Annotated in this window: 13 protein-coding genes and 1 riboswitch; of the genes, 3 read left to right on the top strand and 10 right to left on the bottom strand. The window is 40.8% G+C overall.

Going from position 1 to position 15,706, the window contains the following annotated elements:
- Window positions 1–155 precede the first annotated feature (155 nt).
- Window positions 156–330: riboswitch (Lysine riboswitch) on the top strand.
- Between the two features lie 134 nt (window positions 331–464).
- The gene (lysC, locus tag ABIS04_RS02560) at window positions 465–1,844 is read left to right on the top strand and encodes a lysine-sensitive aspartokinase 3 (RefSeq protein ID WP_140233235.1); all 1,380 of its coding nucleotides are present in this window, start codon (window positions 465–467) and stop codon (window positions 1,842–1,844) included.
- A 4-nt stretch (window positions 1,845–1,848) separates the two neighbouring features.
- Window positions 1,849–2,967, top strand: a complete 1,119-nt coding sequence (locus ABIS04_RS02565; protein WP_350432495.1) for a succinylglutamate desuccinylase/aspartoacylase family protein — start codon at window positions 1,849–1,851, stop codon at window positions 2,965–2,967.
- Window positions 2,968–3,039: 72 nt separating this feature from the next.
- Here ABIS04_RS02565 and ABIS04_RS02570 read toward each other — a convergent pair whose 3' ends face one another.
- From ABIS04_RS02570 to ABIS04_RS02615, 10 genes are all read right to left on the bottom strand, one after another.
- Complete coding sequence (locus ABIS04_RS02570) at window positions 3,040–4,182, bottom strand: site-2 protease family protein (protein ID WP_350432496.1); 1,143 nt, start codon at window positions 4,180–4,182, stop codon at window positions 3,040–3,042.
- A gap of 228 nt (window positions 4,183–4,410) precedes the next feature.
- A complete protein-coding gene (locus tag ABIS04_RS02575) occupies window positions 4,411–4,785 on the bottom strand; it encodes a DUF4144 family protein (protein WP_140233237.1) in 375 nt (124 codons plus the stop codon).
- Window positions 4,786–4,823: 38 nt separating this feature from the next.
- A complete protein-coding gene (locus ABIS04_RS02580; RefSeq protein ID WP_350432497.1) occupies window positions 4,824–6,491 on the bottom strand; it encodes a FapA family protein in 1,668 nt (555 codons plus the stop codon).
- A 189-nt stretch (window positions 6,492–6,680) separates the two neighbouring features.
- A complete protein-coding gene (locus ABIS04_RS02585; RefSeq protein ID WP_350432498.1) occupies window positions 6,681–7,718 on the bottom strand; it encodes a class I SAM-dependent methyltransferase in 1,038 nt (345 codons plus the stop codon).
- Window positions 7,719–7,812: 94 nt separating this feature from the next.
- Window positions 7,813–9,105: an alkaline phosphatase gene (locus ABIS04_RS02590; protein ID WP_371833629.1), complete on the bottom strand. Its 1,293-nt coding sequence runs from the start codon at window positions 9,103–9,105 to the stop codon at window positions 7,813–7,815.
- An 83-nt stretch (window positions 9,106–9,188) separates the two neighbouring features.
- On the bottom strand, window positions 9,189–10,142 hold the full coding sequence (gene gshB, locus ABIS04_RS02595; protein ID WP_350432500.1) for a glutathione synthase: 954 nt from the start codon (window positions 10,140–10,142) through the stop codon (window positions 9,189–9,191).
- Window positions 10,143–10,180: 38 nt separating this feature from the next.
- Window positions 10,181–10,921 (bottom strand): 16S rRNA (uracil(1498)-N(3))-methyltransferase, encoded by a 741-nt coding sequence (gene rsmE, locus ABIS04_RS02600; RefSeq protein ID WP_350432501.1) that lies wholly within the window; start codon window positions 10,919–10,921, stop codon window positions 10,181–10,183.
- Between the two features lie 50 nt (window positions 10,922–10,971).
- Window positions 10,972–11,736 carry an endonuclease gene (locus ABIS04_RS02605; protein WP_350433372.1) on the bottom strand — a complete coding sequence of 255 codons (765 nt, stop codon included), beginning with the start codon at window positions 11,734–11,736 and terminating at the stop codon, window positions 10,972–10,974.
- 93 nt (window positions 11,737–11,829) lie between these two features.
- The gene (locus ABIS04_RS02610; protein WP_350432502.1) at window positions 11,830–12,444 is read right to left on the bottom strand and encodes a SprT family zinc-dependent metalloprotease; all 615 of its coding nucleotides are present in this window, start codon (window positions 12,442–12,444) and stop codon (window positions 11,830–11,832) included.
- A gap of 83 nt (window positions 12,445–12,527) precedes the next feature.
- Window positions 12,528–13,712 carry a hypothetical protein gene (locus ABIS04_RS02615; RefSeq protein ID WP_350432503.1) on the bottom strand — a complete coding sequence of 395 codons (1,185 nt, stop codon included), beginning with the start codon at window positions 13,710–13,712 and terminating at the stop codon, window positions 12,528–12,530.
- 565 nt (window positions 13,713–14,277) lie between these two features.
- Here ABIS04_RS02615 and ABIS04_RS02620 point away from each other — a divergent pair.
- The gene (locus tag ABIS04_RS02620; protein ID WP_350432504.1) at window positions 14,278–15,603 is read left to right on the top strand and encodes a sigma-54 dependent transcriptional regulator; all 1,326 of its coding nucleotides are present in this window, start codon (window positions 14,278–14,280) and stop codon (window positions 15,601–15,603) included.
- Window positions 15,604–15,706 lie beyond the last annotated feature (103 nt).

Consider the following 15,706-nt stretch of genomic DNA (forward strand, 5'->3'; position numbering starts at 1 on the left):
ATTACGAACAATGCTACATCCTCAATAAAGGGTTAAACATTGTAGGTATGAATGCCGTATTAGAAGGTGAATAAAAGTAAACTAGTATGCTTTTACTGCGTTTGTTGATTGACTTGTTAGTGCATTTGTTGCTATTTTCAACTCCCTCCTTCGGGAGGAACAGAAGAGGAGCGTTAGCTAGGTAGTAAGTGAGAGGATGCCATTCCGATGACAACTTATGATGGAGATTAACGCCGAGGTATCGGTTTGTTTGGTAAACACTGATATCGGTCGTATAGGCTGAATCCTAACGATTGTCACCTATTTTTTTGGTGGAGAGCTTCTGGTGATGATTGCTGTTTCCCTTCTATAAGGGTGCGTTATCTTAGCACCAGGCTCTTCGAACGTAGTATGTTCGGAGCGTATATCATGTTAGTAAATCACATCTTATTTTTTAGCCTTTCGCACACTGCGGAGGTATCAGTATGAGCCTTCTTCAATCTGAAATTGACACTCCTGAATTAGTCGTTGCTAAATTTGGCGGCACGTCAGTTGCTGATTATGCCTCTATGAGCCGTTGTGCAGATATTGTGTTGTCTAATCAAGCCACCCGTCTTGTGGTAGTTAGCGCATCTAGTGGTGTCACCAATTTATTGGTTGAATTGACCCAAGCTAACGTTAATGACGAGCGCCGCTTAGTTCTACTTAAGCAAATCGCACAAATTCAATATGCAATATTAGATGAACTAGGTCGTCCACAGGATGTGGCTGCCATTATTGATAACATACTGAGCCAGATGTCGGTACTCAGTGAATCGTTAGAACTGAATCGCAGTAAAGCGGTTATGGACGAATTGTTGTCTACCGGGGAGCAATGTTCATCGATTTTATTTTCTGCTGTTATTCGCGAAAAAGGTACTGCGTCAGATCATTTTGATGTTCGCCAAGTATTGCGTACCGATAGCCACTTTGGTCGTGCTGAACCACAGATTGAAGTGATAGCCACACTTACTCACGAATTTTTACAGCCATTACTTTCGCATTATGTCATCGTCACTCAGGGTTTTGTTGGTGCCGATGAAGAGGGATTGACGACGACATTAGGCCGTGGTGGTAGTGATTATTCAGCTGCTTTACTTGCTGAAGCTCTTCGGGCTACTGCAGTTGAAATTTGGACCGATGTGGCAGGCATTTATACCACGGATCCACGACTTGCCCCTAATGCCCGCCCGATTGCTGAAATCAGCTTTAATGAAGCTGCTGAGATGGCTACCTTTGGCGCTAAAGTATTGCATCCCGCGACCATTTTACCGGCAGTAAGACAAAAAATTCAGGTGTTTGTAGGTTCAAGTAAAGCACCTGAAATGGGCGGTACTTGGATCCGTCATCAAGTTGAAGATACCCCAGTATTTAGAGCGGTGGCATTGCGCCGTGATCAAACTTTACTTAATTTACATAGTTTGCAAATGCTACATGCACAGGGCTTTTTGGCTGAAACATTCGCGACCTTAGCGCGACATAAAATATCAGTCGATTTAATCACTACCTCGGAAGTTAACGTATCACTTACCTTAGATAAAACTGGCTCTGATTCAAGTGGTCAGGGTTTATTGAGTGAGTCCTTGTTACAAGAATTATCGCAGCATTGTCGGGTCAGAGTCGAAGAGAATTTAGCCCTAATTGCTATTATTGGTAATCGTATCGCATCCACAGCTGGCATTTGTAGCAGGGTGTTTAACGTACTTGAAAACCATAATGTGCGGATGATTTGCCAAGGTGCCAGCCCACATAATTTATGTGTATTGGTGGCTGAGTCGGAAGCTGCGCAAGTGGTTAATGCCTTGCACCAAAACTTGTTTGAGTAATCATATGACTAAAGTAACACAATCGTCACTACGGGTTGGAGAGCTGGCAACAGGGCAAGCGTTGACGGTTCCGTTATATACATTCTCTGGAAGCGAGTCTTCAGCCCCAAGTGTTTATATTCAGGCCAATGTCCATGGTGCTGAAGTGCAAGGAAATGCAGTGATTTATCAACTGATGGCTTTGTTAGAAAGTTATCAAGTGCTAGGTAATATTACCCTTGCACCATTGGCCAATCCTCTGGGGATTAATCAAAAAAGTGGTGAGTTTACCCTAGGACGATTTGATCCCATTACAGGTGTTAATTGGAACCGAGAGTATTTTGATCACCAAGTTGATGTTCAAGCTTGGTATACCCAACACCAACATTTAACCAATGATGAGTTGTTTCAGGCATATCGTTTGATGTTGATTGAGGCTTGTCAGGCTCGGTTGACTAATCCTTTTGGAATAACAACCGGTCATCGATTAGCGGTGAATTTACAGAGTATGGCGCACCAAGCTGATATCGTACTTGACCTCCATACCGGTCCTAAATCTTGCAAACATTTATACTGCCCTGAATATGATATTGATGCTGCTAGGCTTTTCTCAATTCCGTATACCTTGGTTATCCCCAATAGTTTTGGCGGTGCTATGGACGAAGCGATATTTTGCCCTTGGTGGCAGTTAACTGAATATGCAACGGGCCAGGGCCGTGAGTTTTTGGTACCTGTATCAGCGTTTACCTTAGAACTTGCCAGCCAAGAACGAATTGATTTGGCTGACGCGTTAGAGGATGCCAAAGGCATATTGGCTTATTTAAGCCATCGTGGTGTTATTGCTGAAAAAGTGAATCCAGCCAGTATGGAAAGGTTTGGCTGTTACTTGAAGGATTATAAGAAGTTTCATGCACCTAAAGCTGGCTTAATTGAATATTGTGCGAGTGTTGGAGAACCATTAAAAGCTGGCAAACCTTTAGTGAACATTTTGCGTATTGATTTGTATGGTACTGAACAGGCATACCAAGCCATTAGTTTACCTATGGATTGTGTGCCCATTTTACACTTTGCTTCTGCATCGGTGCATCAAGGTACAGAGTTGTATAAGGTGATGACTAATGTGTTTTCTTTACAGTCTAGTTGATTAACCGCTTTAGATAAGTAAAAACAAAAACGCCTGCAATTGCAGGCGTTTTTGTAGATGCGTAAATTGCAATTAACTGCCTAAAATCTGCAATGGAATGGTTAACATCTCATCACCGGATCCGGCAAAGTACCAAATAATACCGACTAAGCTTGCCACTGTTAGCAGATACCACACGGTTGAAAATATTTGGCCGTATCGATCCAGTGGTAGCAAATGACTTTGATGCCGCCCACGCCACTCAAATACAATCTCAAGACTGCCAATAAGCAATAAAAAGCCAAGTAGAGCAAGACCTAAGCTATAGCTTATAAACACACCGATAGCCGCACCTGCTATGCAAGCAATAAGACCAATAAGGCTGTTCATTGAAAAACTAATACTTTTTAAAATATGACCACCATCAAGAGGTAAGATAGGCAATAAATTAAATAGATTTAGCAGTGCATTAAAGCTGGCCAAACCAGCAAAAAATATATTTCCTGTTATCCAATAAAGTCCTAAAGAGATGACCGATAAAATCAGTCCGAATGTGGGTCCCATAATGGATATATACACATCTTGCCAGCGGGTATTGATGCGTTCATCGCTTAAGGCTAAGCCGCCAACAAATGGGATCAAATAAATCCCTTTGGTTTTCATGCCAAAATGTTTCATAGCTCTAATATGACCATATTCATGAAATACTAAGCAACCAATTAACGCCATAGCAAACTGGAATGAAAATAACCATGAATAGGCAGCAACGCTCGCAGCAGCAAATAGTACTTTTACCACTTTCGCGCTTTTAAGGAGTTTAAATCCTAGCGATGCTAGACCAATAACACTTATCTTTTGGTTTTTTACTATTGGCACTTCCGGCGTTTGCTTTTCTATGTCGCTGACGGTTCGCTGACCTTGGGCGACTTGTTCATCTTCTACCAACAAACAATAATCGAGTTGAAACGGTTGCCAATTAACATCAACTTCTAAGCGGATCGGAATTGCTTTACTGGATGAATCAACAATAGTCGAGCCACCATCGCTATTGGTTTCACTCAGTGGTGCCGTTGATTGTTGAGCGAGTTCAAACGAGTGAATGTAAAACGCTTGAGCACTGGCATTAGCAGATTTTTGCGATACAAGTTGATTGTCCCAATAAAGTTGCTGCCAACCGGCAATAGAGCCTTCTAGGCGTAATCGTTTACCAAGACATTCAATATTTAGTAGTTCCATTAAGGATTCTCAGGGTTTATGGACGGTGAGCTTGGGGCATTTTGCCAGAGCAACGTATGTTGCTCAATGGGTTCAACAATTATATTCATAAATTTTGACGTTAATCTGTGGCATTAACATGAATTAAATCATTATAAATGAATAATGAGTCGCTTAATTGAGGTTGGTAATGGTTAAAACGCTGGGTATATGTTTGTTATCTACATTTTAATATTTTAAAATCATTTTTTAATACAGTTGTTCTAGCTCTGCAACGGTTGCAATACCTTGCTCTATGGTAGTAAAGATAATTTTTGCACTACAACAATGTCCTTGAAATTGACCGAATTGACGTACAATCGGCAACATTTGTAATACATTCATATTTTGATCAAGTTTTATTAACTGAGGTAATTCTGTCACATTGGCATCAATTGATGGATCTAATGGCGGATGCTTTTGGATGTGATAAACGTGACCAGTACTATCGATAAGTTTATCTTGTGTGCAAACCGTGTATTGATTAGCGCAAATAAAGCTTAACCAGTCTTGATAGTTGGGTAAATACATTAGCTCATCATCTTGATCAAACTGCAATATGGCCGGCCAATGAATGTGTTTCATAGTTTACCTGTATCTCAATGTATTTTGTGCAAAACCAGCTAGCGATTACTGTAATCAAACGAAATTTCTTGATTAACATTTTTAACCACACATGTGCTGTGCTCACGCTGAGCGCGATAAAATGCATTACCAACATGTAACTCTACGTTAATGAAAATGTGTTTCTCTGCTTTGATATAATAGTTATCAAAGTAACCTTCAGATTCATTAAATAATAATGCGTATTCTTGCTCTTCTTTAATGCGTTCTTCGGCCATTTGTTTTTTCTGCTCGAGCATCATTTTAACTTGCTCTATCATTCCTGCATCATTTTGCCACTCTGTCTTGGGAGGCAGTTTTCGCAGCCTTGACTCTAAATCTAAGCCCGCGACAACCATTGCTTTAATGCTGTCATCTAGCGCTTTTAGTTGCTGTTTCAATTCACCCTGATGCATAGCGCAAAATAATTCGGTTTTGGTGCCGGCTGTGGCACCAAATGTGATAGCTCTAATTCCTTTTGCGGCACTGGCAATACCGCCCACTAAGTCTCCACGCCGCCCTTGAGCATCACTTACGGTAATGCTGTCTCCAGCGTTGGAATGACTGTGTAATAACTGCTTAGTCACCAAGATATTACCTTGAGCGTCTAAGTTAGAATACTGTACGAATTGAGCACATATCTGGCCATTTGCTTTTATGTGGGTGCTCAGTTCTTGTTCTTTAATCAAGCGTCCAATTACCCCTTTACTGATAATGACATCGCCTTGGGCTTCAATGGTGGCAGACTCAACAAAGCCCATAACGGTTACGTCACCAGTGGCTTTGACTTCCATACCTTCATGTACATCACCAGTTATCAATATACTGCCTTTAAAGTTAACATGGCCTAAGTGAACGTCAACATCTTTAATTTGCAGCATATCGTCAACTTGCATACCTTTCTTATTTTCAACCGGCTGGCCTGACACTGTGGCAATAAGTTTATTTGGATCTTTTGGATGAAAACTGGTGCCAGTTCCTGGTTCCATCGGTTTATCTTTACCTGGCGTTTGTTGCTGTACATCCCCGTGAACATTAAAACCAGGAGTGCCTATAGTGGCAGGGGTTTTAATCATTAATAAGTCATTAGGATTAACCGTAATTAATGCGCCTAAATTACGCATATCAACTGAGCCATCTTCACGTTCTTGTGGTTGTAATAAGCGTTCGCGAGCTAAAGCCACTTTACGCTCTAAGATGGCATTATCACCGTTAACCGCAACTTTACCGCAGGCGATAATACCTTCACAGACTTCACCAGGTGGTAATATCGACAATCGTTGCATTAATGCCATGATCTTGGGTTTGCTTAACCCCATTTTAATTCTTTGATTTTTTAGAGTATTTAGTACATCTGGGAGGGTTATTTCTTTACCACCCCATGCTGAGGTTATTTTCATGCTGGCTTGCATTTTATTGTCACTAACACTAATACTTACGACGCCATCTTTACGCTCAGCAATAGCAAAAAATAGTTCATGATCTCCTGGGTTTTGCCCACAAATAGCATTTATTTCTGCTACGGCTTTATGAATAGCGGGAGCAATAGGAAATAGCATTGCAAAAGCAGGTTGTGTGAGTAAGGCGTTAATATCGTCTTCTGACACTGGACCATGTGTATTGGGAATTATGCGTAATTCCACTTTTGTCTTATCTGCACTTAATGTGGCGACTGAGGGTTCTAACATGACATCCTTTGTTTTTTTTATTTTTTATTTCAGATTATGGCAGCAAGTAGAATAACAATGGAATGAATTCAAAAATGTGCGTTATTTTGCCTTTAGTCAATTTAGCTGATATCGATCTGTATTTCCAGTCGTAACCTAGCTTTATGAGCGATAAGTCTCACTAGATTATTCGAACCGAAAAGTAAGCCATTAGCATTGATGTTGATACAATTTGTACTTATTGTTTTTTGCTAGTGTATTTACTTTGCCAAAATGAGTGGCAATGGTATCGGAATATGGGAGGTGACGATTGGCTACAATTAGCCATAATCCTTTTGATGTTAGATGAGTCGCACTTTGTTGGACAAATTGTGTCGCAATATCTGTGGTACTTATTAAGCCATCATGAAATGGTGGGTTGGAAATAATGCCATCAAATTTACCGCTAATTTGATTAAATCCATCTGATGGATAGACTTTTGCGTGCATATTGTTGGCTGCAAGGGTTAATTCGCAAGATATTAATGCCATTGCATTAATATCAATACATTCCATGTTTAAGGTAGGATTTACTTTTAGCAATGCGGCCGTAATGACCCCCGCACCACAGCCAAAGTCGAGCACTCTGCCGTGTAAGTTATCTGGCAAATGGGACAGCAATAATTCGGTACCCTGATCAAGGCGTTTCTCGCTAAAAACACCGACCATATTACATATTTGCAGTGTTCCCTGTGGGGTAACGAGTGCATATTGGCTTACCCAATCACTGATTAATAGCGCAGGTGCTGCTTGGGTTAAATAACAGACATAAACTAGGCAGTGGCGGGCATTATCTTGCTTGATCGGTGGCGAATAATAATTAGGTGTGAGTTTATCAATTGATTTAACTCCACCTTTATTTTCACCAACAATAATCAATTGACCGTCGATACGTAAATGTTGCGCGGCAAGTTGCAGCAAATAACCCATTAACGGTTTAGCTTTCGGAAAGTAAATAATGACACTATCAAATTTTGTCTCTGCTAATGACTCTGGCAGCTGATGACCAAAATAGCATTGTAATTTGTCATTGGCATTGGGTGACAATGTGAGGTGGTGATTAAAATCTAACGCAAGTGCAGTGACATTATCTGCAAACTCAAGACATTGATGTGCAAAAGTATCAGCTTCATAATTGAGCACTAATACATTATGTTGAGCAAAGTAATTGCTGTTTCTTATTAAGGCTTGAGAAGGATTTGTTAACACGTAAGTTGCTCATAATGCTAGTGATAAGATAAACTCGGCAATACAAACTTAATCCCCACTTTATTAGCTGGTGGGGGATTAAGTTAGCCAGCCATTAAGGTGTTTGTACCGATTGCGGTAATAGGCTAAACATTTTAATTGCGATATCGATATTGTCCTGATGGCCGCTAAACAATCTTGCTCCAGGGCCCGCAGCAAATACCTGCACATCCATAGCGGTATGGCCGCCACTTGTCCAACCAGTATTAGATTCTATATCAATTAATTTACGCAATGCGACAGTCAATGGCTCGTTTCCCTGCATGCGTGCCGTTTGCAATTGACTGTATTGTGTTTCGCTTGGTGTAAAACCCAAGAGTGAAGCAGTTAAAGGCTGCCAATTGTCTTCAGCAATCACCTGTGAAGCAATCACATCTGGACTCGCTTTGACCTTATGCAAAACTTCTGGATGCCATTCATACTTCCCATGTGCACCAACAGATAAGCCACCGGTATTATGATCTGCTGTCACAACCATTAAAGTATCTTTACGTTGGCGAACAAATTGCTCAACGACTTCTATAGCGGATGCAAACTCATCCATTTCACCCATCGCGGTCGCAATGTCGTTACTGTGGCCAGCCCAATCAATTAAGCTGCCTTCTACCAATAACACAAAACCTTGTTTATTTTGTGACAGTAAATCCAATGCCTTTTGGGTCATATGACTAAGTTTATGTGCTTCTTGATCGTTAATGACCCAAGGTAGCTGTACATCAGCAAAAAGCCCCAATACTTTTGGCGTAGTAACTGATTCTAGCTCAGAGAATTCGCTGATGTTTTGGTAGCCTTTAGCTCTGAACTGTTCAAGCAATGTGGGAGTGAAATATTGCTGACCACCACCAAGAATTACATCGGCATCGGTTGTTAAATAAGCCTCGGCAATATCAATATAATTACGACGGCTTTCATTATGAGCCAAAAATGCAGCAGGTGTAGCATGGTTAACTTGTGAGGTAACCGCGACGCCAGTAGATAAACCTAATGATTTGGCTTTTTCCATTAAGGTGGTTAATGGACGTTTTTCGGTATCAACGGCAATGGCACCGTTATAACTTTTAACCCCAGTAGACAATGCTGTTGCAGATGCGGCTGAGTCCGTTACATAACCACTGACTGGCGCAGGGTAAGTGCTTGCCATACCCACGAGTAAGCGATCAAATACCGTTTGTTCAATCTCTTCTGTTTCAGGATTATCTTTATAGTAACGATAAGCAGTGGTATACGCCGGTCCCATACCATCACCAATCATGATGATAATATTTGTTGGTCTAGACGGGCCGGTTGTTGGCACATTATTACTTGTTGTGTCAGCCACAACAGGAGACATAACCACTTCATCAGCCATTACACCCGTTACGATCAAGCTAGATACCAACAATAGCCTACTGATCAGGCGTTGGTAGGTAGATAAAAAATGCATGATTAATCCTATTTTTGCTGACTAATATGAGCTTCTATGGCATCCATAAGCATGCCGGTAATATTAATGTCGAACGCAGCTTCAATTTCTTTAATGCAGGTTGGGCTAGTCACATTGATTTCAGTTAACTTATCGCCAATGACGTCTAAGCCGACAAAAATAAGGCCACGTTTTTTCAATTCTGGACCAATAGCACGAGCAATTTTCCAATCACTTTCCGATAATGGTTGGGCAACACCACTTCCGCCAGCCGCTAAATTACCACGGGTTTCACCTTTCATCGGGATGCGCGCTAATGCATAAGGTACTGGCTCACCGTCAATCACTAAAATACGCTTATCACCTTGAGTGATTTCAGGAATAAAAGCTTGTGCCATTGCGTATTGTTGACCATAACTGGTTAATGTTTCAATAATCACGCCAAGGTTAGGATCATCTTTTTTTACTCTAAAAATAGACGTGCCACCCATGCCATCTAATGGTTTTAAAATAATGTCTTGCTTGAGCTGGTGGAATGCTCTGATACGCTTAGCATCACGGGTCACAATGGTTTCAGGCGTAAATTCAGAAAACCATGCCGTAAACAGTTTTTCATTGGCATCACGTAAGCTTTGCGGCTTGTTAACAATCAAAACACCTTCTTCTTCCGCACGTTCAAGCATATAAGTCGCGTAGATAAATTCAGTATCAAATGGCGGATCTTTACGCATTAAAATCACATCAAGTTCGGCCAAAGGGGTATCAACGGACTCGCCTAAGGTAAACCATTGGCTAGCGTCTTGTTTAACCGTTAGTTCACGCATAGTGGCCATGGCTTTGCCGTTGACCATCGCAAGGTCATGCATTTCCATATAAAACAATTGGTAGCCACGAGCTTGTGCGTCCAATAACATCGCAAAGCTCGAGTCTTTTTTGATATTAATGTCGCGAATCGGGTCCATAACAATACCGAGCTTAATCATGTGTGTATCCTTTAATAATGTGCAGGGAAGATATCGGCTTAACCAATATCACCAAATTTAACTTGTAATGCGGTAATGGCAGTCAATGACGCTGTTTCTGTTCGTAGTACCCTTGGTCCCAATAAAATATCGGTAAAATGCTGGGTTTCTGTCATGGTAATTTCTTCGTCAGACAAACCGCCTTCTGGGCCAATTAATAATCTTACTTTGTGGTGTTGACCGGATAACTGCAAGCCATTAATACCGTGTGAGGCTCTCGGGTGCAAATTCAGTTTTAGGGCTTCGGTGGATTCTTCACACCATTGTGCCAATGTCATTGCCTGACGAACAACCGGAACAATACTGCGGCCAGATTGTTCACAGGCACTGATAACAATTTTTTGCCATTGTTGCAGCTTTTTGTCTAAGCGCTCACCACTCAGTTTTACACCACAACGATCAGAAAATAACGGTGTAATAGTGGTTACGCCAAGCTCTACGGACTTTTGAACCGTAAACTCCATTCGGTCACCACGTGAAATCACCTGACCTAAATGCAGGTCTAATGGTGATTCGCTATTGTTCGCTTCACAACTTAAGACCGTGACAGCGATCGATTTCTTACTGGTTTCAATAATTTCAGCTAAGTAATCGTTGCCGTCACCGTTAAACAAGCTGATTTGGTCACCCATCCCCATTCGCAACACTCGGCCAATGTGGGCGACACCATCCTCATCTAATTGAAGAGTTTGCCCTTGTTGTAAATTGTCTAGGGGCTGAAAAATACGTGGGACTCTCATCAGTGTTGACCTTATTTAACCCATTGTTCAAGGGGGAGCTTGATTGCCAATTAACGAACTAAGCCGTTATTTTGGCATTGTTTGAATACAAAATCATTATGATTACCTTGGTTAGCGGCGATTAAGGTATCACGTTGACATTCTATGGTGGTAACAGGCTGCATTTTGTTCCATGCATTAAATAATTTTTGTTGGCTATTACTTATTTTCAAACCATAGGTTTGTTGCATATAAAGGTAAGTCCGCGCAATAGGCCCCCTTGTTCGTTCGGGTGGCTGAACTTTGCGGCCCTTAAAGTCGACAATCATTTCACATTGCCCGTATTGATCCGCTTGTCCGCCCCAATCACTAAAACGATAGTTGCTGCGATCTCCATTCACTTCACCAACAGCAGGGACAAGGTTATGTAAATCCGACGTCATTGTCTTAAACTTCTTGTTGTTTTTATTGCAATTTTTCCTGCCGCCGTCTTGCCAACATTGTAGTTGATGACCTAATTCCCAAGCGGGGACAACATGTTCCCATTCGATCCGGTTAGCTCTAATGATTTGCTTTCTCACTTTATAACCACAACTAGCATGGTCTGCTTGCCATAATTTTCCTGCTATGGCGATGTTGCAGCCACAATAAAAGGTACGAAGGGGCAAGTGTTGTTGATAAATCTTTTTGGCCACTTTTTTCGCTTTACCAAAACTACTTGGATGTTCTGCGGCGAAAAGTGTCGATGAAAAAATGCCGCACAAAAGCGACACCCCAAATAACCAAGAGTGTGTGGATGATAAGCGCAAAATAAACCCTAAAATTAACAAAAACATCATTACAGCGCAGGCTTAGCCTGTCATTTTGGCTGATGTTAAGCCATCAGATGCGATGACGCAATTGATACCGTTTATTATTCCGAGCAAAGGTTATTTAGGGTTTAAAGGGTTTAAAGGGGTTAATGTCTGTTTACAACGGCGACAGCGATACTGAGTTTGGCCTCGGACAATTCTGTTGTGACGTCTTATGCTTAGCGGCACGCTACCACAGCCGCAAAAATATTCGAATTGTTGGCCACTGACAGACTGAGTATTGAGTTGGTGAGTGGTCTTGGGGGAAATATTAAATGTCGTCAGCATAACGCTTTGCCATTCTTTACCATGAGGTCTTACTTTACCAAATAGATGAAAACACACTAAATGACTAATTTCATGTGGCACTACTTCAGTAATGAAAATATCTGGATTTTCAGCCAGTAACACCGGATTAAAACGTAATTTATTGGTTTGTAAATGCGCTGTGCCTGCGCTTTTTCCACGTAAGCTGAAATGCACACTAGGACGAGGAAACTGACGCCTGAAATGTTGTTCGGCTAATTGGTAGTCCGCTTCGACTTTGGCCAAGATCTGCTGTTGTAGCGGATCGCTAACGGTTGTGCTCAGCGGTTGGTGGGGGCGCGCTGATAACGAAGACACCTTTGTGTGGATATCTGGCGTTAGCACTTGGTGTGCACGTTGAGTGAGATTGAAAATACTTTTAAACATGTTGGATTGCTTCACTTGCTTGAATGACTAATGAAATATTCAGACAAGTAAAGTATCGGCCTCTTAATTTAAGTTTGCAGACATTACAGTGTGCTAGCAGCTGCAGCTATCATGGCACGAATTTGTTCAACAATGTCTGACTCTACTTGTGAGTCGTAACCTTTAATTCGTGGAGTATGAATGTGTCCTACCGGTAATTTCAAGTTAAATTGATCTCGAAGTAAAATACTGCGATATGAAATTTCATTGGATAAATAGCCGCCACCAGAGCCTTCTACAGAAATTTCATTTTGCAATTCAGCCAGTGAGGATGCCTTAAACTGCCCCCGAGATAAGGTGCTAATTTGATTGTTGTCATTAACACTCCAATGACCTTTTACTGCTTTCATAGCCTCTACGGGTAGTGAAAACTGCACAAATTCAGGGCCATTTAATTTACCATCAGCAGAGGCACCATTATTAAATAATGGTGCTTTAGGATTTGTGTGACTGGCTCCGGTTAATATATTTAAATTGTCAGGGGCTTCTGCACTACGGTTACGTCCCGGAAAACGTTCAATATCGAAATTTTCACGCCCCATACTAATGGTAAATACCATGTCAACAGTGTTGTCACGATAAAAAGGCGTGAGTAATGATTCAATAATACCATTATCGAAATCGCTGAATCGAACCGGTATCATTACCGTTTCAATCTGTACTTTTTTGCCGTTAACCTCAAATTGATAACCATCAAGTGCTAAGGCCGCCAAACCAGATGGATTACTTTGGCCAATATTTCTATCAAGAAAAAAGGGATCAAAGCCAGTCACTATAATGTTAATTTGGCTGTCGGGGGAAAACTCAATATCACTAAAACCGCGAGAGGACTTCTCAACTGCTTTGACCAAAATATCGCGTTGCCATTTAGCAAGATTAAATCCAGCTTTATCTTGTTTTAAGACGTTACGCATGCTTAAACGACTCCAGTACAAGGAGCGATCGTCACTGTGTCCCGATTGGATATCGCGCACCGCTTGCTGCCATAATCTGTGTCCTTGATGCGCTACCATTTCAGTAACGGTCAATTCATCAGTGGCTTGTGCCAACTTGACCTCTACAGTATCGCTGATAGCTTGATAACGATTAACCACATCAGGCAAGGTTTGCTCAGCCTTAGAGACCCGCATTTCTTCAATATTCTTTTGGAGTAGGCTGGCATTAACTGCACCTGATAAGGTGAATAATGCCAGTGAACTTAAGGCTAGAACAGAACGATTTTTTTTCATGACGATTCCTTAAGGATCCTCGATGTCTATTTTTGGGGTGCGTTTAACGACTTTATTGCCCATAAGGCGGACTAACGTTTAATCTCAGTTATATTTATAACACAGTTGTTTAGGTGGTTTAAGAGTGCTTTTAATTCTTGCACATCAGTAAGCTTTTTTGAGCGTCAATTTAAGCCGATATTTGGCGAATTGTTAAATGTTGCAGATATGTCAATTTAATTGCTTTTTTTTGTATACTATTATCAATTTTAGACCATAATAAGTTCATATAATAAGATGTAGCTGAGATAAAATGCACTGAAATTAGTCATCGATATGGTTAATCTGGGGTGAGAAACTGATATTAAGATGATAAAAAAGCAAGGTATGCTCATACTTTTTAAATGAAATACCTTTGATAAGTAATTACAAACGTTATGTAATGGGTTACCGATGATATAGGCAAGTAAATGAACTAAACCCAGTTTGTATTTAAGTAACATTATCCGGTTATATCTATAGATATGATGCACAGGCTAATCTTGTATTAGCACTTTTGTGTGTACAGTATTGAAAGGATATCAACATGGAACCATTATTAATGGCAGGTTTTCAGTGTAATGAGCTGAATGAAGTGCTTGCTCGATTACATTTTCAACTTCATTACATTGATAAATATGATAAAAATAAAATCCCTTCCAATTGTGCTTTATGCCTAATCGACCTTCGTACAGACAATATTATAAATGAAATCAACTACCTGGTTAAAGAGTTGGATCCGAGGATACATATTATTGTACTGATTAACAAAGCTCAGCTTGATAACTCTGAAATTACAACATTTATTGCTCAATTTGCTTGGGATTTTTGTACAAGCCCAATAGATCCCGAAAGATTAGAGAAGTGTTTGGGCCATGGGCTTGGTTTGTCTAAATTAAAGCAACAATATCAAACTCCGCAACCTGAACTACCTTGTAATGACCCGGAACATCCAATAACTCAATCAGAAACGATGCAGCAACTATATAGGCAAATTGAGCGCGTGGCACCGACAGATATTCCTGTGCTTATTCGAGGTGAATCTGGCACTGGAAAAGAATTAGTGGCGACCCAATTACACCAATCATCTTCCAGAAAAGATGGACCTTTTATCACCGTTAACTGTGGTGCCATGGCGGCGGGCTTAATTCAGTCGGACTTGTTTGGTCATGAGAAAGGTGCTTTTACAGGCGCAACAAGTAACAGAAAAGGCAAAATTGCATTGGCTGATGGTGGAACACTCTTTTTAGATGAAATTGGCGATTTACCCGCCGAGTTACAAGTCAATTTATTGCGTTTTTTACAGGAAGGTTTGTTCGATTCAGTGGGCGGCTGCATAACGCAATCGGCTAACGTGCGAATTTTATCGGCTACTCATGTTGATTTAGAAAATGCTATTGATCAGGGCCGTTTTAGGTTAGATCTCTATTATCGTTTAAATGGCATAACCATTAATACCCCAAGGTTAAAAGAAAGGCGTGATGATATAATCGGTTTAGCCAATCAATTTATTCGGGTGTATTCGAATGAATATGGGCTAGTGGCTAAACCATTATCGCAATCTGCATGCCATGCATTATTAAATTATCCATGGCCAGGTAATGTCCGCGAGTTAATTAATCGGGTTCGTCGAGCTGTGGTATTGTGCGACACGCAACAGATCACAGCACAAAATCTAGAGTTAGCTAATATCGAAAAGAAACGTCACATTGCATTATCACTTAAAACCTTAAAGGACAATGCTGAGAAACAAGCATTGCAACAGGCTATTCTTATTGCCGACGGGCAAGTTGAATTGGCAGCAAGTTATTTAGATATTTCTCGAGCAACCTTTTATAGACTCATGGATAAGCATCACATACAGCTAATTTAATCTTGCTAATAGGTAATCCAATGCAAGTTTATTCTTTTATCTACAATGCGTAACGATTGTAGATAAATGTGCTTGAGATGTAAAACCGCAATATTGATATTAA

This window comes from Shewanella sp. H8 (assembly GCF_040285065.1).
Classification (GTDB): domain Bacteria; phylum Pseudomonadota; class Gammaproteobacteria; order Enterobacterales; family Shewanellaceae; genus Shewanella; species Shewanella polaris.